Source organism: Peribacillus sp. NPDC096379, assembly GCF_044762875.1.
Classification (GTDB): domain Bacteria; phylum Bacillota; class Bacilli; order Bacillales; family DSM-1321; genus Peribacillus.
The window spans coordinates 1,769,916-1,786,683 of sequence record NZ_JBIWFD010000001.1 but is presented as its reverse complement, the minus strand read 5'-3'; the positions used below and the strand labels follow the sequence as shown (position 1 = coordinate 1,786,683).

The window sequence follows — 16,768 nt, the reverse complement described above, 5'->3', positions numbered from 1 at the left end:
ACTATGTTAAAAAAAATTAACCGATTCAACTAAATTTAACTAGGGGGTAAATAATGAATTTATTACTACAAAACAAAAACTTTCTTCACTTATTTTTAGGTAGAATAGTTACTAATATGGGGGATAGTCTTTATTATGTTGCATCCATGTGGCTTGTGTATGAACTGGGTAAAAGCTCTTTTTACACTGGTCTGGCGGGCTTCTTAATATTACTGCCCAAAGCAATGCAGTTTCTTTCAGGACCGTTTGTGGATAGGTGGAGTATCAAAAAGACCTTAGTGATTACTCAAATTCTACAATCTGTACTCATTTTAATTATACCAATCTCCTATTTATTTGGATTTCTCTCCATTCAACTAATTTTAATCGTTATGCCTATTATTGCATTTATAGAGGAATTTGCTTATCCAACTCAGACAAAAGCACTTCCTTTAATCCTTAGTAAATCAGATTTAATAAAAGGGAACTCGCTTTTTTCCTTTGCTTATCAAGGAGTGGATCTTGTATTTAATGCCTTAGCCGGAATTTTGGTAGCAGCTGTAGGAGCAATAAGTTTGTACGTCGTTGACTCTATAACTTTTGCTATGGCAGCTATCTTTTTTAGTTTACTAAAAGTTACCCAGGATACAGATAAAAGTTCTAAAGAAGAGAAAAATAGAAATTTATCCATAAAGGCTTATTTTAAAGACTTAACGGAAGGGTTTTCGACCGTTTTTAATTCATTACTGTGGGTATTTTTAGTGGGATCTTCAATTGCTAACTTTGGTATTGGCATGACCATGGCTATACTGCCTTCTTTTTCTGATACATTAGGCGGAGTGGCAATGTATGGCGTATTATTAACGTCGTTATCCGCAGGTTCTTTAATTGGTGCGTTATTGGGTTCCTTACTTGGAAAATATCGTGTCGGTATCTTATCCATTGTTTGCTTTACACTTGGGGCATGCTGCTGGACATCTGCAGCATTAGTTTCATCACCTATACTTACAACCTTGCTTTTTGGTTTAGCATGGATACCGATTGGTGCGGTAAATGTATTATTTGCAGGGGTTTCGCAATCGGTGATTCCTAATAGAGTTTTAGGAAGAGTTAACTCAGTCATGTATAGTTTGAGTGTTATCGTCATGCCTATAGGATCTTTATTAGGTGGTTACTTAGCCACTATAGTTAATAGTAAAATGACTCTCTGCTTTACAGGATTTGGAGTGCTATGTATAGCCATTTTATGGCTTGTTCACCCAGCATTAAGGGCACTACCTAAGGCGGAAGAAATGAGCGCAAAAACATTTAGGCTTAACTTTGAGGAGCAAAATATTTTTGTTCTTGAAAGAGGGACGCGTAACTTCTAGAGATTGTTGTTCTCACTTAAGGTGGGAGGCCATTTTTAAATGGTATATAACTCTTAACGCTGTAAATCGCATTTTGCTAAATCCTTCGGGCGCTTTAATTAAACAAGCAGCTAAAAGGATCTTCGTTTGGAAGATCCTTTTCAGTACAGATAACATGTGATTATGTAAACTCCTCTTGAAATAAAATAAGAGGAGTTTTTTAATCTAGCTTATTAAGATAATGGGTGACATCGGTTCAAGAAGAAGACCCTTTAAGGTGGTCTTTTCAATGTACGAAAATAACTAAAATCATACCTTCAGAAAAAACTCTTGTTCAACTAAGGAGTAGGTTAATGGAAGAAGGTTAATTCGTGAATTTGTAGAATATTACTACAATCAAATAGATTGGTGGTTGATTCTAATGGACCTTAGATTAGAAAAAGCAACAAATACAGATGCACAAATTATTTTTGATATTCAGGTAAAGGCTTTTGTGCCACTGTTGGACAAATATAAGGATTACAATACAAATCCAGCAAATGAAACCATAGAAGGAGTAATTAAGAGAATAAATAACCCTAACGGTGGATTTTATAAAATTTTGGACGATAACATCCTTGTAGGTGCAATCTGTGTGTTTTGGAAAGAAGAAGTACAATTTTGGATAAGTCCAATGTTTGTTCTTCCCGAATATCAAGGGAAAGGGATTGCTCAGAAGGCTATAAATTTTGTTGAAAAAATGTTTCCAAAAGCAATGACTTGGGAATTAGCTACAATTTTAGAGGAAGAACGTACTTGTTATTTATACGAAAAAATGGGATACGAAAAAACAGGTGTTAATAAGAAATTAAATGAAAATACAACCCTTAGTTTTTATAAAAAGGTTAGTTGAAAATTTTCTACTTTTTTCAGCTAACGGATGCTTTAATTCAACAGTAAGACCACCAATTTTTTGGTCTTTTCAATGAGCGGAAATATACAAAACCATACATTTATAAAGATTTTTGGTACAAGTTTTTGAGACGCTATGAAAGTTATTTTTATTGGAATGAATCGTTGTATCAAGACCCATTAATCATTCATTCCATTTTCTATCTTGATAATTCAAAAAAAGATGTGATTTTTCAGGCAGGAACCCCTAGACCGTTAGCTGTGGCTATATCTAAAATGATTTTTCAAGATAAAGAAATAACTGAAGTAAAAGGAATAGAAGAAATAGGGGTATTTGCGGATGTTTAGTAAAAATGCGGGGAAATGAAGCTTTTCATTAAAACCAATGAAAAGGAAGGCCAGGGTTTCGTAGAAAGAAAAGAAATAACAAATACTTTAGTGTTTGAAAAAGGCGTGTCAAAAATCAAATTATACAACGGTTGAAATGTTATGAACTGCATAATGAAAGAACTCTGTTTTGAGGTCAATAATTTACTTGTCTATTGAGATATATTCGTCATCTTTAAGTCTCGTAACTTCGCATTTTTCAAGGTTTTCAAATTCTTTTAATCTATCTTCAATTGTTTTGGCTGTATTATCCTTAAACAAATCCTCTCTATCGTAGTCAGGAAAAACAAGTTTGTCCGTTAATTTTAATGCTGAAAAATCTGTTGTATATATTGTATTCATCTGAGGAGTGAAGAAATGAACGACTTTGATGTTTGGACCAAGTAGAACAGCACCAGCGCTAACTCCAACAACAACTACATTTCTTGAATTTAAATTTCTTAGGATTTTATCTGCACCACTCTGCTTAGTGTGGAATAACAAGTTAAACGGATTTCCACCATTGATATATATTACATCTTTCTGTAAAAGACTGTCTGGATTATCGAACTCTAAATCAATGAAATTAATGTTTTTGAACCCCATTGCCCTAAAATCTTCTTTCGCCTTTTGTGCGAACTTATTATTCGCCTTTTGTGGTGAGGCAGTTGTAATTATAGCAACCTTCAATTCGCCAAGTTTACCGTCAATGAGTTTTAAAAATTGGTTTTTAATAGCACCTGTATAAAAACCATTAGAGGTTAGTAAAAATTTCAACATAATCAGCCCCCTTCTCTACTCTATTTTGTTTAAATATATCCTTATTTTAACAGATGATTAAACAAACCAGGAATTTAATTTAAAACAACAATCCTTTAGAAAGCAGCCTTTATTAATCTCCTTGAACTAAAGCATCTGTTAGTTCAAGGAGATTAATAAAGGCTGCTACGGTAGCTTTTTTCTTATTCGACTAACGGGGCAGGTTAGCACAATAAGCATTTATAACCACTTTGGGTTTTGTGGTAAAAATGGAAATAAATAATATTAGGAGGAGAGTTTATGATTTCGAATATCTTGGTTCCGTTATTATTATTAGCTATAACAGTTGGCTTGGGATGCCTATTATTCAAACTTTTTAAGGTGTTGAAGAAATAAATAAATTATTTACAGTCCTTATTGTACTAACGTTGCAGGTTAGTTAAGGAAGAACTTATACTTCGATATACAAAGGTGCTAAAATTTAGGTTAGAGGTGAAATAAATATGAAAAAAAGTTAGTATTCTTTTTAATAGGCACAAAGTTATTTTTAATTTCTCTGCCAATAAGCACAAAAATGGTAATGGAACTCATTCATAATTAAAAATGAATGAAGATTATAGGATTACAAATGTAAACGAAGGTTTCCCCCTACTGAATCTACATTTAATTTTAAAGACCATATTGTAGAGATTAAGGAAACAATAAAAGGTGAGGAAAGTCATATAGACCCTTGGAGTAATAAAATGGGCATTGCAGATTTATCGCTAAAATTAGATGGATTGGAAATAGATACGTTAAAAGATTATCCAATACGTGTGGAAGAAGAAGGTTTAAATAGATACTATGGAGAAATTGCATATTTAATGTTAATAGATAATAAAGTTGATAAAACTCAATTTATTATACTGTTAAAGAAAACAAGAGAATTGCAAAAAGAGATACCAAACGGAGATATAACTGGTTGGGTTCCAGAGGAGAAGTTAAAGTATACCCTCTATGCATTAGATGAAGAAGGAAATTTAAACAATAAATTTTTTAGCTTTACCGAACGAGACGCATTACAGACGGAATTATTGAATGCTGGTGTCGTTGTCCCTCGTTCGATCGGCTATTATACAGACGCTTTTGAAGTTTATCCGTCATTATTTTTTCCTTTGATTTTTCCATTTGCAACTTTGGTAGTCGGATTCATATTGATACTTGTTTTTTCCCTATTAGAAAAGTAAAGAAATAAAAATTTGCGAACTCACTTTAGCTAACGGGTACTTTACTTGATTAATGAGTAAAGCCTTTTTCTTATTGAAGTAACGAAGCAGGTTAATTGTATAGAGGTGGAGAAAGTATGTTGTTGTGAAGGAGGGATAAAGAAATGGATTTTCAGCGAGTTGATGTTGTCTATGCATTATTATTTGATACAAACACAAACAAAATCCTAATGGTATTCAACAAGAATGGTACATGGTCTTTACCAGGCGGTGCAGTTGAAGCAGGAGAAACCTTACGAGAAGCAACTGTAAGAGAAGTTAAAGAAGAAACAGGATACGATATTAAGGTTGGCAATATTGTTGCTTTGAACGAGGCTTTTATAGATAAAAATCATGTTTATTTTATTACTTATCATAGTCAAATTACAAAACGACCTGAAGAAATTCCCCATGAAGAAAATATCATAAAAGTTGAATGGATGAGTTTAGAAGAAGCAGACGGATTAATGCCATATCATCCAGAAGGAATTACAAAAATGCTTAACGAATCGGGTGCAAAATATACTTTACAAAAAGAATAATTACTCTTTTTCTTATTTTGCTAACGGGCGCTTTAGTTAAAAATCATGGGGCTGCTTAGGCAGCTCTTTTTTCTTATTGAACAAACGGGGCAGTTTAGTGGAAGAAGGAAAATAAATACAAACGATAGAATAGGTAATAAATTTACTATATTTAAGGGGATATTTATATGCAAATAGAGGCGTTTTTAAAAACTATACCTAATTTTGAAACAGACCGTCTTATTTTAAGAAAAATTGAGTTAAATGACCTTGAGGATATATTTGAGTTTTCTTCAGACCCTGAAGTTGCTCATCATATGACTTGGGAAGTTAATAAATCTAAAGAAGAGACACTCAATAATTTTGTTAACGTTGTTATCGGAAATTATGAGAAAGGTCAAACTGGTGACTTAGCGATAATTCATAAAGAAAGCAGTAAAGTAATCGGGACGTGTTCTTTTATTGAGTGGTCGAATGAACACAGTAATGCAGAAATAGGTTATGTGCTGAATCGGAACTATTGGGGATTAGGTATTGCAACTGAAGCAATTAATGAATTAATCAGGTTTGGATTTGAAACAATTCAATTAAATCGTATTCAAGGCAGATGTGATATTGATAATGTTGGTTCTGAGAAAGTAATGTTAAAAGTTGGTATGTGTTATGAAGGTACTCTAAGAAAAAATGAATTTATTAAAGGAGAGTTTAAGGATACCAAGATATTTTCAATCCTTAAAGAAGAGTTCTTGTTAAATTAATGGGTGCCTGAATTCAAGTAGGAGTTGCCGCGGCAACTCCTTTTCTTATTGAACTAAAGGGGCAGTTTAGTTGAAGAAGGAAAGAGTCGGAATAACATAGAATATTAAAGAAGATATTGTTAATAACAAATTGCATTGGAGGATACTATGAATAAAGGAAAGTCACCATTTGTTATTGCTATTGCTGCTGTATCTGGTGGAGGAAAAACAACAATTACAAAACTTTTAAATCAGAAATTACATAATTCAAAGATTCTTTTATTTGATGACTATGATTTCAATGGTCCAGATGACATTGTGGATTGGATTGATAAAGGAGGAGACCCTAACGAATGGGATTTAACTCCTTTAGTCAACGATTTAAAAGCGTTATTAGCTGAACCACTCGATAATATCGTCATAGACTTCCCATTTTCTTATAAGCATTCTCAATTAAGTAAATATATTGATTTATCCGTATTTATTGATACTCCATTAGACATTGCTTTGGTACGTAGAGTACTTAGAGATTTTAGGGATAGCTCCACTAATAATATTTTGTTTGATATGGAAAATTATATTTCTAGAAGAAGAGCTTATCTTAATATGCTTAAAATGATTAAGCCAAATGCTGACTTAGTTGTTGATGGTACATTACAAGTAACCGAAGTTGCGAATATGATTTTTGATAATTTAAAAAAAGAGTTGCCTCTTAAGAATATTCAAGTAAAAAAATTGTGAAACATTACACTTAAAGTAACGGGCGCTTTAATTCAACAACGTGACCACCAATTTGGTGGTCTTTTCAATGTACGAAAATATACAAAATCATACATTCGGAAAAACCCATTACTTCAACTAACGGGGCAGTTTAGTGGAAGAACCAAAATATAATATAATGGGCATAAAAGGTTAGAGAATCTTAATTTGGGAGTATTAATGCAATGAAAAAGGTTAAAGAATTAAAAGCCTATGCAATAACTGATGATTTTAAATTCCAGGTTACTCAAGTTGTGATAAGTCATAGTAAAGAAGTTGCTATTTACTGGTTAAGAGATATTACAGGGTATTCCAATGAGGAAATGGAAAAATTTAGAGTGCAAGACTTTCCTTTGGATGAAAAGGTAGTTGTTAGGGATTTGGGAGAAACATCTGCTAGAGAAATGATTGACGAAGTAGTTCAAATTGAGACTGTTCGTGGTTTTCCAATCGTTGCATTTTGGAAAGAAGTTGAAAATGATTATTATGAAAATTGGCATTCCTATTTCGAGGCAGAAGAACCAACTGATTAGTTTAATACTAAACTAACCGGGCTTGAGTGAAGGAGGAAATATACAATGTCTCATCCATATAAGCAATTTGAAAATACTCCATTATGGAACATCATTAATAAGGCTATTGAAGACCTTGTTGACAACAATGATATTGAAGAAAAAACTCAGAGAGAATACATAGTGGGATATATAAGTAAATTGATTAATGAATCAAATACGGGAAGAGATTAATAAATTATTATAAAATTAACGGGTACGTTTCTGAAATAAGTAGTAACAATTTTTAAAGGAGTTGAAACTCTTGTGATTATTAAAGTCGACTTTGGTGACGATTTTATTCAATACATTTCTTGTTCAACAAAAGTAGGTAGGAAAATGACCTGTATTCAGGAGGGCTTTCTAAATTGGATTTTTGATGAGGAAAAGAATACAGAATATTGGGCTTTAGAAAATGGAAAAAAAATTCACCCTAATTATGACGCAAATGCAATGGTTGAATGGTTAAACAATGTAAGATTTAAGAGAGGGATTGCTAAAGCTAAATTAATTACGAATCCTCAATTAAGAGTGAAAAAGACATTATATTATTAGTTTGATTCTTTAAATGTTTAATGTATAACCCATAATAATGTGAAAAAATGAACTTAAACTAACGGGTGCTTTACTTCAATAAGGAGTAAAGCATTTTTCATATTCAAGTAACAGGGCAGAATAATACAATGTCACCTTTTATATATTTAAAACATTCATATAGGAGATATTTGTATTTAGCGTTATTCCTTTATCTTAAGATCAGAAATGTAGTCTGAAAACATTCTCTTTACTCCTTTCACTTATATGGCAAGTTTAATGGACTGCAATGGATTGTAGATCGGTATATAAATCAGACATTATATGCTTATTCAAAATTGGAAGTATTAGGATGCGACCCAAAGCCAAGATGAAAGGGGAGCTCCAGTTACCCAAATTGTATATTGGACGATTGTTGAAGAAAAAGGAGAAAGAATAAGTGTTATCATTTAACATACAAAGGTGATAATTATGACCGATTGATGAAGCTACTTCTTAATTAGAAAGAGGTATTTCTAAAATGTTCTAAACAACTCAATATTGATTCTCTTTATATGTTTCTTTTTCAGCTTATAGCCCTAACAAAGGTACTTGTTGGATCATAATTTTTAAAGAGGGACAAGATGCATTGGTAAAGTAATATTCCACAAAGTAAGAAATTTATATAGTAGTAGATATTAAGATTATTTGAGATTTATATGCTTTAAGAAGTACTCTACAAAATAACAGGGGGATAGCATGTACATATCTGAGTTAAAAATAACGAATTTCCGATCATTTAAAAAGGAAATAGCCATTCAGTTTCATGAAGGTGCAAATGTTATTATTGGCCATAATAATGCAGGAAAACAACTCTTATCAAAGCCCTAAAGTTGCTTTTTAACACTGAAAAAGGCAAGCGTCTTTCAGTTGATGGTTTTAATAAAAATACAACTTTTGAAGAATTAAGAAACACACCACCTAAAATCATCATTTCGGCTCCATTATGGTTAACAAAAATCGAGGGCCCATCTGAAGCTAAAACAACATTTGAATTTTTTACCAGCTAAAGAGTTGGAAGTATGGGAAAGCAAGGAACATATGAAGGTCTTTCGAAATAATGGTAATCATTTAAAAGCAATGAAAATATCACGAAATATTGCAGATAAATTAGAATTAATTAATTGGGAAGCAGAAGCTATTCCTACTTGGAATGAGTGTAAAGACAGATTACAGAAGAAATTTGGCAGAATTGAGTGAGGTTCAATTTTCTTAAACGAATGGGTGCCATACTTTAAGATACTATCACCTGTTCCTAATTACGACGAACGAAGCACATTGTGAAAAATTGTACTTAAAGTTAAGAAAAACGACGAAATTACGAGAAAAGGATACATAATGTTCGCTTACATTGTCGTTGTTTTCGTTTTCATCAGTTTTGTAAAAAGGTATCCAATATTGGATAATAAGGACATAACATATTGGAAGGGGATATCTTAAATGAAAAAATTTATAAAGTTAGTAGTTGAAGCAGCAGAATTACACGGGAAATCTCAACCAGAATACGCTTATTTTATGAAGAATATAAAAGGACAAAATAAGGATGGTTATAATGAATTTATCTTGTCAATTTAATCAAAGTGATCCAGCAACCGATTCTCAAGTGTGAAAAGAGAATCGGTTCTTTTTATTTCTTTTAAAGGCAACAATTAAGATCATTAAAGATTAGGTATTATTACCTTACAAAACAATTTTGGTGATTTTAACCCCTTAATATATAAGGTTTGAACGATATCCCATTAGTCTTTATCAAGCCCTATCAACCTTTATAGGTACCATAATACTTCCAGTTAATACGTTTTCATACTAACCTCTTATAATCATTACTACAATACAAACAAAAATACTTTCTAAAATTCATTATTATGTAAATTCTTCTTGAAATAAAATAAGAGGAGTTTTTTAATCTAGCTTATTAAGCTAATGCGTGACATCGGTTCAAGAAGAAGACCCTTTTTGGTGGTCTTCTCAATGTATAGAAATAACTAATATTATACAATTGGGGGAATTTTCTATATCCAACTAAAGAAGCAGTTTAGTTAAACATAAAGGATTCTTGAAGCTAAATTTAGAATAGGTAAGATGCTGCTAATTTACATTTTTAATTAGATGAATAGGGGGGAAATAATGAAAGCTATAACTGGACTATACATACTTTTTGTTTTGATACACCTTATCAACCTTGCCAATATCACATTATTTAACAATGAGTGGAATGGGATAACATTGTGGCTTAGTACGGGGGTATTTATAGCTGGTACTTCTTTTTATCTTTTGAATAGAAAAGGAAAGCCAAAAAGTAGTTAGAAAAACATAAAGTAACTGCAAAACGAGCGGGACGCCAATATTAAAAAAGAGGAGTCATTGCGGAATCACATTTGCTTATTAATCTAACGGGTATAAGAGTTAAAGAATGAGGGGTGCTAAGGCAGCTCTTTTCTTGTTCAACTATAGGGGCAGGTTAGTTGAAGGGGAATTTGGTATAATAAGGGACAATAAACTAAGTTGATTAAAGGAGAGACGGTATGATTACTGTCCAAAATGCTGAAGGTTTCCTCAAGGAGAAGATTGGTGAACATACAACTAATATAGCAAATGTTTGGAATGAATTTATATCGTTTGGAAGACAACCAGTTGAAGGGGAAGAGGAAATAGCTTTACTCTTCCAATGTGGAGTATACGATTTTACAGGAGAAGAATTATTTTATTTTGATTTCGTTAGACAATTTACTGTCTATGAAGATGACGAATATTCTGGGATGGAACAACTCCATTGTGAATTTGTCTTTACCCCAACTAATGAACTTAGAAGCTTGGAAGCGTCGGAATGGTATTTTGATACTAATGGGGATGTGGATGATTTTTATCATTTGGTCGAAAATCTTGAAGAGTTTAAAATAGCATTAAAATTAGAACCTTTACGATTAAATATTTATCAAGAACAGATATAAGTTATTTAACTACCTGTGATTTGCTTCAATAAGTGTTGCTTTGGAATAATGTTTGATCAAATTGATACCTAATAACCTTGATAAATGAACAAAAAGAAAAAGCGTGTTTTGAAAAAGATCGATCAAAACACGCTTTAATATATTCAATTGAATCATTCATTTATAAAAAAAGTTTGATCATTTTCTAACTGTGTTGCCCAACAACCTCGCCTATTATTGCAGATCAATATCTGCAATAATAATTTTCTTTCCTTTAAATTAGTATTTTTTCTTTAGCTGCTAATCTTGAAGCAGCTTCTTCAGCTTCTTTATATGCTTTTTCTAATACTTCATTCGGCTCCAGCAAAGCAGTTCCTTGCGCCCGAATGACTTGGTAATCTTCAATACCAATGAAATTGAACATTGACTTCAGATATTTTTGAGAGTAATCAACTTCTGTATACCAGTCATCATGTGTATAGATTGATCCACTTGCTTGTATGATAAGCATTCTTCGTCCGTCTTTAAGCAATCCCACTGAACCATTTTCAGTATATTTAAAAGTTTCACGTGCGATTAAGATATTATCCATATAATCTTTTAATTTTGATGGAATATTAAAATTATGCAAAGGTAAAATGATGACATAGGTATCTGCACTTTTAAATTGTTTTAAAATCTTCGACATACGCTCCGTTATTTTTTGTTCTTGGCTAGTTAGATCTTGCCCTTTTCCTTGTTTTTCCCATGCACTTAAAACCGTTTTATCTATCATAGGTACTGCATCACTGTACAGGTTAATCTGTTCAATTTCTTCGCTATTAGGAATTAATTCTTTATAAGCATTCAAAAAGTGGTTAAAAACTTGCAAGCTAACTGAAGAATTATCATCTATTTTTGGATGTGCGTTAATTATAAGTGTTTTGTTCATTTGTATTTCTCCTTTAAAATGAATTCAAGGTAACGATTAAGGACTAACTTAATCGACGATTAACACAATCCATAATATATGTTATAATTATTTCTGTCAAATGAATAAAATTTCCCAAAAGGGATTTCTTTTATTTGACTCGAACCCTAAATATTTTTAAGGTATAATCTTTAAGCAAAAGTAGGTGAGTTTATATGCAATATAGTGTCGGCGTTGAATATGCTTTACATTGTCTGGTTTATTTAATAGATGTTCCTACCAAAGAAAGTGTTGGGATAAAGGATTTAGCAGAATTTCAAGGACTTTCTGAAACATTTCTTTCAAAAGTTTTCGGTAAATTATCTAAGGCTGGCATTGTAAGTTCTGTCCCTGGTGTAAAGGGAGGATATAGGTTATCTAAGTCCCCAGAAGATATTTCCTTTTGGGATGTAGTTGAAGCAGTTGAAGGTCCTAAACCTATTTTTCAATGTAAAAATATTAAAGATAATGGTTATTTGTATAGAGAAAACTGCTGTTCAGCTCCCTCCTCTTGTACCATCAATTTAGTTATGCTCTCTGCGGAAGAAAAAATGCGTGATTATTTACGTAGCCAAACACTCTCATGGTTAAATGAAGAGCTTGATCGTGCCTTGCCCAAACAAATACGTGAAGATACTCGAAAATATTTTTCAAAAAGTAGCATATAAAACAAACCTCTCATGAAATTCCTTAATTAAGAGGAATTTAGAGAGGTTTGTTTCTTAGTTCTCAAAAAACGTATATTTCAAATATCTTTTGATGGCTATAACTAATCTCAACTAACTTGTCTGTTAACTCAAGTATCATTTCTTACAACCCTTAAAAAATTAGCATAAGAACTAATAAGGTGTTTACTCCACAATAGGAAGATTGCTTAATAAGAAAAATCCTATATAAAACGGTTAAACTTTTTTCGAAACGGTCGAACTTTATTTTAAATCCACAATAAGGGAAGCAAGGCATTTTTCTTATTGTGCTAACGGGGCAGTTTAGTGAAAGAAGAAGGTACAGAGTATTCTAATTGCGTTAGGAGGAAGAGAATGGATAAGGAAATTACCATTGAGAATTATAATCCAAATTGGTCCAAAGAATTTGAAGTAGAGAAAGGTAAATTAAAAAAAGTTATGGCTGACAAAGTAATATCAATTGAACATATAGGAAGTACGTCGATTGATGGGTTAGGAGCTAAACCTATTTTAGATATTGCGGTTGGGGTAAATCATTTAGAGATGGTAGACGATTTTATTGAGCCACTAAAACAAATAGGATATGAATTTGTTTATCATAAAGAATTTCTTGAAAGACGGTTCTTTAGAAAAGGAAAATGGAGAGCTGGAACCCATCATTTACATTTTTATACGATTCAAAGTGAACACTGGAATAATCAAATCTTTTTTAGAAATTATTTAAGAAGTAACCCAGATACACTAAAAGAATATCACCAATTAAAAGTTGATTTAGCAGAAAAATATCGTTTTGATAGAGTGTCTTACACTGAGGCAAAATCTCGTTTTATCCAGAATGTATTAAAACAAGAAATAGAATAAGCATACATTTTTATTGTACTATTGGGGTGCGTTAGTTCAGTAAAGAAAGTCCGCTACAGCATCTTTTCTCTTATAAACTTAAAGAAGGGAGAAAAGTATGTTGGAAATATTGAGAATAGTCTTATCGGTAATTGTTTTGGCATTATCTGGTCATCGTCTAATTACTAAAAACCTTGAGTTTATAGTATATATGATGTTGTTCTTAGGTGCTAATGTGTTAGTAACAGGATAAATCGAACTTCAAAAAAAACAAAAAGGAGTTTGGAGTTATATGTACATTATTGCTTCTTTATTTCCTCCGATTGAAGAAGAACCTAGAAAAATTGCTTAAAACTTAACTTTTTAGTGTCCAAAATATTGACGTAGATCCACAATACTACACTTAACAGTTGTATATTTTTTGATATAAACTTTTCACCTTACTAAAAAATATAACCATAATATCGTTTAGATCAAAGTATTAGTCTACAAAGGGGCACTTAGTTATTAAAACAAATCGTTTATTAATAATATCGAAATCGAATTTGCCCCTATTTTCGAATTCTAAAGACTATTACATTACCTTCTTCTTTATTAATTCATCTCCAGAAGAATTTCAGAACTTTATTAACACTTACCATCATAAAAACCAGCCTTTAAGGTCAACAATACCAATTATCTTTAATATCGAGCATTATAGGAAAAATATGATTTATAATAAGATAAAGTTCATTCACTGCTAAATATCCACAATACTTGGATAAAAGGTCTATTGTGGAGATTATTAATATAAAACAATGTAAAATAGAAGACAACAACATACTGTAAACTATAAAAGGGGTTCAACATGGGAAAATTAGAAGAGATATACCCGATTGCAGTCGAGCATACGAAACAAAAAGTTGTTCAAGATATTGAACGCTATTTAGAAGTGCAAGAAATGCTTCCTGCTTATGAGACATACATAACTGACAGACTGAACTATATCGAACAAATCTGGATAAACGTCTGGTTGAATAAAGCTTCAAATGATGTGCCAAGAAAAGAAAAGAAGGCATTTTTGAAAGATAAGGGCTATGAGACCGAAGGAGTAGCCCATAAGTTGATCAACAATATATTTCGTAACGAGTTGCGAAATATTCTACCATTCGATGTAATTCCTTGGATCAAACAAACTTTCTCTCAAAATCAGCAAGACTGGGAGCTAAGATATAGAAAAGCAAGGGAAACCTACTTTAAAAGACAGGAAGAACAAAAACAAGCTGAAGAGCGGTGGAAAGTAAGAGTCGAGCTTCAAGAAACAGTTCGTCAATTTTTTGAAGAGAATACACTGATTTTATATTTGCATGTTCGTCATCATATTGCTGGAGTTTTAGCAGATGATCTTCAAAATAAACCGAAGTACCATTATACCGAGCCTTATCTACTTGAAGAACGATTGGTTGAACATGGATCATTTGACAAAGCAGCGTATGTAATGGCAACCGATTTTTTTGAAGAACTGACAGGTGATATTCATTCCCTATTTATTTGGGGGAGAAGTGAATTTGAATATGAAACGTATTACTATCGCTACGAAAAAGTGGTTTTGGAATTCATTTCAGACATTGCACCTAAACAAGCAATGGAACATTTACCAGACAAGCTAATTAAGGATTTCTCAAAAACTTATGGAGAAAAATTGACCGCTGGAACTCTTAAAGGGTTGCTGCGTGATGAATGGGCTGATTTGTCGGAAGCTTGTTTTGATGAACTTCAAGAAGAATATTTGGCTGATCTGCTAAAACTTGCAGAAATTCCTTTTGACAAAGTATTGCATCAAGAAATTTTTGAAAAGGATGAGACGGCAAGGGAGCGAAAAATAGCCGAAGAAATTGCGGAACAAGCACGAAGAAAAGAAGAAGAGGAACGGATTATTGATGATATTTTTGGTAAAGCTTATACTCCATCCTTAGGTCAAAGTAAAAAATATGTATTACATATTGGTGAGACAAATACAGGAAAGACTCACCAGGCACTGCAAAAAATGAAAAAAGCTAAAAGTGGTCTGTATCTTGCTCCGCTCAGACTTCTTGCACTTGAAGTTTATGAAAAGCTAAATGCAGACGGTGTTCGTTGTTCATTAAAGACTGGTGAGGAAGAAAAGCTTGTGGAAGAAGCAAACCACATTTCCTCAACGGTCGAAATGTTTCATGAGAAGGATTATTATGATGTGGTCGTCATTGATGAAGCGCAAATGATTGCTGATAAAGACCGTGGTTTCTCTTGGTATAGAGCCATCACGAAGGCGAATGCAAAAGAGGTTCACGTTATCGGGAGTCAGAATATCAAAATGATGCTTATCGATCTTCTAGAGGAAGCAGATATTGAATTACACGAATACAGCCGAGAAATCCCTTTGGAAGTAGAAACTAGAGAGTTCAGCCTGAAAAATACGGAAAAAGGGGATGCCCTTGTTTGCTTTTCTAGGAGGCAAGTACTTGAAACAGCGTCCAGGCTGCAACGGAGTGGACATAAAGTCAGTATGATATATGGAAGTATGCCGCCAGAAACTAGGAAAAAACAAATGGATCTGTTTAATCGTGGTGAAACATCCGTTGTTGTTGCAACAGATGCCATTGGTATGGGGCTAAACTTGCCGATCCGCCGCATTGTTTTCCTAGAGACTGAAAAATTTGACGGGACACGCAGAAGAAGGTTGACTTCCCAGGAAGTCAAGCAAATCGCAGGTAGAGCGGGAAGAAAAGGAATTTATAATACAGGAAAAGTGGCATTTACATCTGACATAAAAATAATGAAAAGGCTACTTGAACAAGTAGATGATCCAATTCAGACTTTTGCGATAGCACCTACCACTGCCGTATTTGAACGCTTTTTGAAATATTACCGGCATATGGGAACATTTTTTGAAATGTGGCAGAAGTTTGACCCGCCAAAAGGAACGCAAAAAGCGTCTCTTTCAGAGGAACGAGAGCTTTATGAACTGATTTGCGATACCGAAATCGAAGTACGTTTTTCCTTAATGGATTTATACGGATTTCTCCACCTACCGTTTTCAACAAAAGAATCAGGTCTCGTTCGTCAATGGTTAGACACAGTAAAAGCCATTGCAGAAGAAAGAGAACTTCCTGAACCAATCATTAAAACGAGAAATCTGGAGGAACATGAACTTTCTTATAAAGCCATTGGCCTTCATCTTTTATTTTTGTACCGTTTGGATAGAGGAACTGAAGCCGTTTATTGGGAACGTGTTCGTGAAGAAATCAGCGATGGTGTTCAAGATCACTTAAAAGATGAAGTGATCAATTATCAGAAAAAATGCAAGCGATGCGGGAAAAAGCTGCCGGATGATTCACGCTTTCCTATTTGTGAAGCTTGTTACCGTAGTGGGCATAGAAGAACATTTCGATCCAATAATCGTTGAAATTAAATAAAGAAAATCATAAAAGGGAAACTTTCCAATTATATAGTTGGTGAAAGGAGAGAGTAGGAGGTATCATCCCTGCTCTCTTTTCGAATTGACAATAGCTAAAGAAAGATCTTCGTCTACTAAATATAATCCGAATGTTATGTTTGGTAAGAGAAGAAAAGTAAATTTATTTGAATTGATTTTAATCAGTTGAATAGTCTTGGT

At 32.9% G+C, this 16,768-nt stretch carries 19 protein-coding genes; 17 read left to right on the top strand and 2 right to left on the bottom strand.

The features are described from left to right. Nucleotides 1-53: 53 nt before the first annotated feature. The 3 genes from ACIQZI_RS08470 (at nt 54) to ACIQZI_RS08460 (ending at nt 2,567) form a co-directional block, all read left to right on the top strand. Nucleotides 54-1,349 (top strand): MFS transporter, encoded by a 1,296-nt coding sequence (locus ACIQZI_RS08470; protein ID WP_403071601.1) that lies wholly within the window; start codon nt 54-56, stop codon nt 1,347-1,349. A 400-nt stretch (nt 1,350-1,749) separates the two neighbouring features. After that, nucleotides 1,750-2,220 (top strand): GNAT family N-acetyltransferase, encoded by a 471-nt coding sequence (locus tag ACIQZI_RS08465; RefSeq protein ID WP_403071599.1) that lies wholly within the window; start codon nt 1,750-1,752, stop codon nt 2,218-2,220. A gap of 125 nt (nt 2,221-2,345) precedes the next feature. Next, nucleotides 2,346-2,567 carry a hypothetical protein gene (locus ACIQZI_RS08460; protein ID WP_403071597.1) on the top strand — a complete coding sequence of 74 codons (222 nt, stop codon included), beginning with the start codon at nt 2,346-2,348 and terminating at the stop codon, nt 2,565-2,567. A gap of 183 nt (nt 2,568-2,750) precedes the next feature. Here the strand turns inward: ACIQZI_RS08460 and ACIQZI_RS08455 are convergent, their stop codons facing one another. Beyond that, nucleotides 2,751-3,365, bottom strand: coding sequence for a Type 1 glutamine amidotransferase-like domain-containing protein (locus ACIQZI_RS08455; RefSeq protein ID WP_403071595.1), 615 nt, complete (start codon nt 3,363-3,365; stop codon nt 2,751-2,753). A 722-nt stretch (nt 3,366-4,087) separates the two neighbouring features. On the opposite strand from ACIQZI_RS08455, the gene ACIQZI_RS08450 reads away from it, so the two are divergent. The 11 genes from ACIQZI_RS08450 (at nt 4,088) to ACIQZI_RS08400 (ending at nt 10,680) form a co-directional block, all read left to right on the top strand. Further along, on the top strand, nt 4,088-4,570 hold the full coding sequence (locus tag ACIQZI_RS08450) for a hypothetical protein (protein WP_403071592.1): 483 nt from the start codon (nt 4,088-4,090) through the stop codon (nt 4,568-4,570). 143 nt (nt 4,571-4,713) lie between these two features. Next, nucleotides 4,714-5,130, top strand: a complete 417-nt coding sequence (locus ACIQZI_RS08445; protein ID WP_403071589.1) for an NUDIX hydrolase — start codon at nt 4,714-4,716, stop codon at nt 5,128-5,130. Between the two features lie 167 nt (nt 5,131-5,297). Further along, nucleotides 5,298-5,867 carry a GNAT family N-acetyltransferase gene (locus ACIQZI_RS08440; protein WP_403071586.1) on the top strand — a complete coding sequence of 190 codons (570 nt, stop codon included), beginning with the start codon at nt 5,298-5,300 and terminating at the stop codon, nt 5,865-5,867. Nucleotides 5,868-6,014: 147 nt separating this feature from the next. Further along, nucleotides 6,015-6,587 carry a nucleoside/nucleotide kinase family protein gene (locus tag ACIQZI_RS08435; RefSeq protein ID WP_403071583.1) on the top strand — a complete coding sequence of 191 codons (573 nt, stop codon included), beginning with the start codon at nt 6,015-6,017 and terminating at the stop codon, nt 6,585-6,587. Between the two features lie 203 nt (nt 6,588-6,790). Then, a complete protein-coding gene (locus ACIQZI_RS08430) occupies nt 6,791-7,138 on the top strand; it encodes a hypothetical protein (protein WP_403071580.1) in 348 nt (115 codons plus the stop codon). 45 nt (nt 7,139-7,183) lie between these two features. After that, on the top strand, nt 7,184-7,351 hold the full coding sequence (locus ACIQZI_RS08425; RefSeq protein WP_403071577.1) for a hypothetical protein: 168 nt from the start codon (nt 7,184-7,186) through the stop codon (nt 7,349-7,351). Nucleotides 7,352-7,423: 72 nt separating this feature from the next. Further along, nucleotides 7,424-7,711 (top strand): hypothetical protein, encoded by a 288-nt coding sequence (locus tag ACIQZI_RS08420; RefSeq protein ID WP_403071574.1) that lies wholly within the window; start codon nt 7,424-7,426, stop codon nt 7,709-7,711. 717 nt (nt 7,712-8,428) lie between these two features. After that, nucleotides 8,429-8,560, top strand: a complete 132-nt coding sequence (locus tag ACIQZI_RS08415; RefSeq protein WP_403071571.1) for an AAA family ATPase — start codon at nt 8,429-8,431, stop codon at nt 8,558-8,560. Between the two features lie 183 nt (nt 8,561-8,743). Further along, nucleotides 8,744-8,929: a hypothetical protein gene (locus ACIQZI_RS08410; protein ID WP_403071568.1), complete on the top strand. Its 186-nt coding sequence runs from the start codon at nt 8,744-8,746 to the stop codon at nt 8,927-8,929. A 240-nt stretch (nt 8,930-9,169) separates the two neighbouring features. Next, a complete protein-coding gene (locus ACIQZI_RS08405) occupies nt 9,170-9,304 on the top strand; it encodes a hypothetical protein (RefSeq protein WP_403071565.1) in 135 nt (44 codons plus the stop codon). 950 nt (nt 9,305-10,254) lie between these two features. Then, nucleotides 10,255-10,680: a hypothetical protein gene (locus tag ACIQZI_RS08400; protein ID WP_403071563.1), complete on the top strand. Its 426-nt coding sequence runs from the start codon at nt 10,255-10,257 to the stop codon at nt 10,678-10,680. A gap of 253 nt (nt 10,681-10,933) precedes the next feature. Here the strand turns inward: ACIQZI_RS08400 and ACIQZI_RS08395 are convergent, their stop codons facing one another. Next, on the bottom strand, nt 10,934-11,590 hold the full coding sequence (locus ACIQZI_RS08395; protein ID WP_403071560.1) for an FMN-dependent NADH-azoreductase: 657 nt from the start codon (nt 11,588-11,590) through the stop codon (nt 10,934-10,936). A 194-nt stretch (nt 11,591-11,784) separates the two neighbouring features. On the opposite strand from ACIQZI_RS08395, the gene ACIQZI_RS08390 reads away from it, so the two are divergent. The 3 genes from ACIQZI_RS08390 to ACIQZI_RS08380 all read left to right on the top strand — a co-directional run bounded on the left by ACIQZI_RS08390 (nt 11,785) and on the right by ACIQZI_RS08380 (nt 16,558). After that, on the top strand, nt 11,785-12,276 hold the full coding sequence (locus ACIQZI_RS08390; protein WP_403071557.1) for an RrF2 family transcriptional regulator: 492 nt from the start codon (nt 11,785-11,787) through the stop codon (nt 12,274-12,276). Nucleotides 12,277-12,648: 372 nt separating this feature from the next. Continuing rightward, nucleotides 12,649-13,155 (top strand): GrpB family protein, encoded by a 507-nt coding sequence (locus ACIQZI_RS08385; RefSeq protein WP_403071554.1) that lies wholly within the window; start codon nt 12,649-12,651, stop codon nt 13,153-13,155. A gap of 826 nt (nt 13,156-13,981) precedes the next feature. Further along, nucleotides 13,982-16,558, top strand: coding sequence for a DEAD/DEAH box helicase (locus ACIQZI_RS08380; protein ID WP_062179708.1), 2,577 nt, complete (start codon nt 13,982-13,984; stop codon nt 16,556-16,558). Nucleotides 16,559-16,768 lie beyond the last annotated feature (210 nt).

Excerpts from the sequence above, each read along its gene's own strand:
- ACIQZI_RS08470 (WP_403071601.1), top strand. The coding sequence starts at position 54 with ATGAATTTATTACTACAAAACAAAAACTTTCTTCACTTATTTTTAGGT.
- ACIQZI_RS08465 (WP_403071599.1), top strand. The coding sequence starts at position 1,750 with ATGGACCTTAGATTAGAAAAAGCAACAAATACAGATGCACAAATTATT.
- ACIQZI_RS08455 (WP_403071595.1), bottom strand. The coding sequence starts at position 3,365 with ATGTTGAAATTTTTACTAACCTCTAATGGTTTTTATACAGGTGCTATT.
- ACIQZI_RS08450 (WP_403071592.1), top strand. The coding sequence starts at position 4,088 with ATGGGCATTGCAGATTTATCGCTAAAATTAGATGGATTGGAAATAGAT.
- ACIQZI_RS08445 (WP_403071589.1), top strand. The coding sequence starts at position 4,714 with ATGGATTTTCAGCGAGTTGATGTTGTCTATGCATTATTATTTGATACA.
- ACIQZI_RS08440 (WP_403071586.1), top strand. The coding sequence starts at position 5,298 with ATGCAAATAGAGGCGTTTTTAAAAACTATACCTAATTTTGAAACAGAC.
- ACIQZI_RS08435 (WP_403071583.1), top strand. The coding sequence starts at position 6,015 with ATGAATAAAGGAAAGTCACCATTTGTTATTGCTATTGCTGCTGTATCT.
- ACIQZI_RS08430 (WP_403071580.1), top strand. The coding sequence starts at position 6,791 with ATGAAAAAGGTTAAAGAATTAAAAGCCTATGCAATAACTGATGATTTT.
- ACIQZI_RS08425 (WP_403071577.1), top strand. The coding sequence starts at position 7,184 with ATGTCTCATCCATATAAGCAATTTGAAAATACTCCATTATGGAACATC.
- ACIQZI_RS08415 (WP_403071571.1), top strand. The coding sequence starts at position 8,429 with ATGTACATATCTGAGTTAAAAATAACGAATTTCCGATCATTTAAAAAG.
- ACIQZI_RS08405 (WP_403071565.1), top strand. The coding sequence starts at position 9,170 with ATGAAAAAATTTATAAAGTTAGTAGTTGAAGCAGCAGAATTACACGGG.
- ACIQZI_RS08400 (WP_403071563.1), top strand. The coding sequence starts at position 10,255 with ATGATTACTGTCCAAAATGCTGAAGGTTTCCTCAAGGAGAAGATTGGT.
- ACIQZI_RS08395 (WP_403071560.1), bottom strand. The coding sequence starts at position 11,590 with ATGAACAAAACACTTATAATTAACGCACATCCAAAAATAGATGATAAT.
- ACIQZI_RS08390 (WP_403071557.1), top strand. The coding sequence starts at position 11,785 with ATGCAATATAGTGTCGGCGTTGAATATGCTTTACATTGTCTGGTTTAT.
- ACIQZI_RS08385 (WP_403071554.1), top strand. The coding sequence starts at position 12,649 with ATGGATAAGGAAATTACCATTGAGAATTATAATCCAAATTGGTCCAAA.
- ACIQZI_RS08380 (WP_062179708.1), top strand. The coding sequence starts at position 13,982 with ATGGGAAAATTAGAAGAGATATACCCGATTGCAGTCGAGCATACGAAA.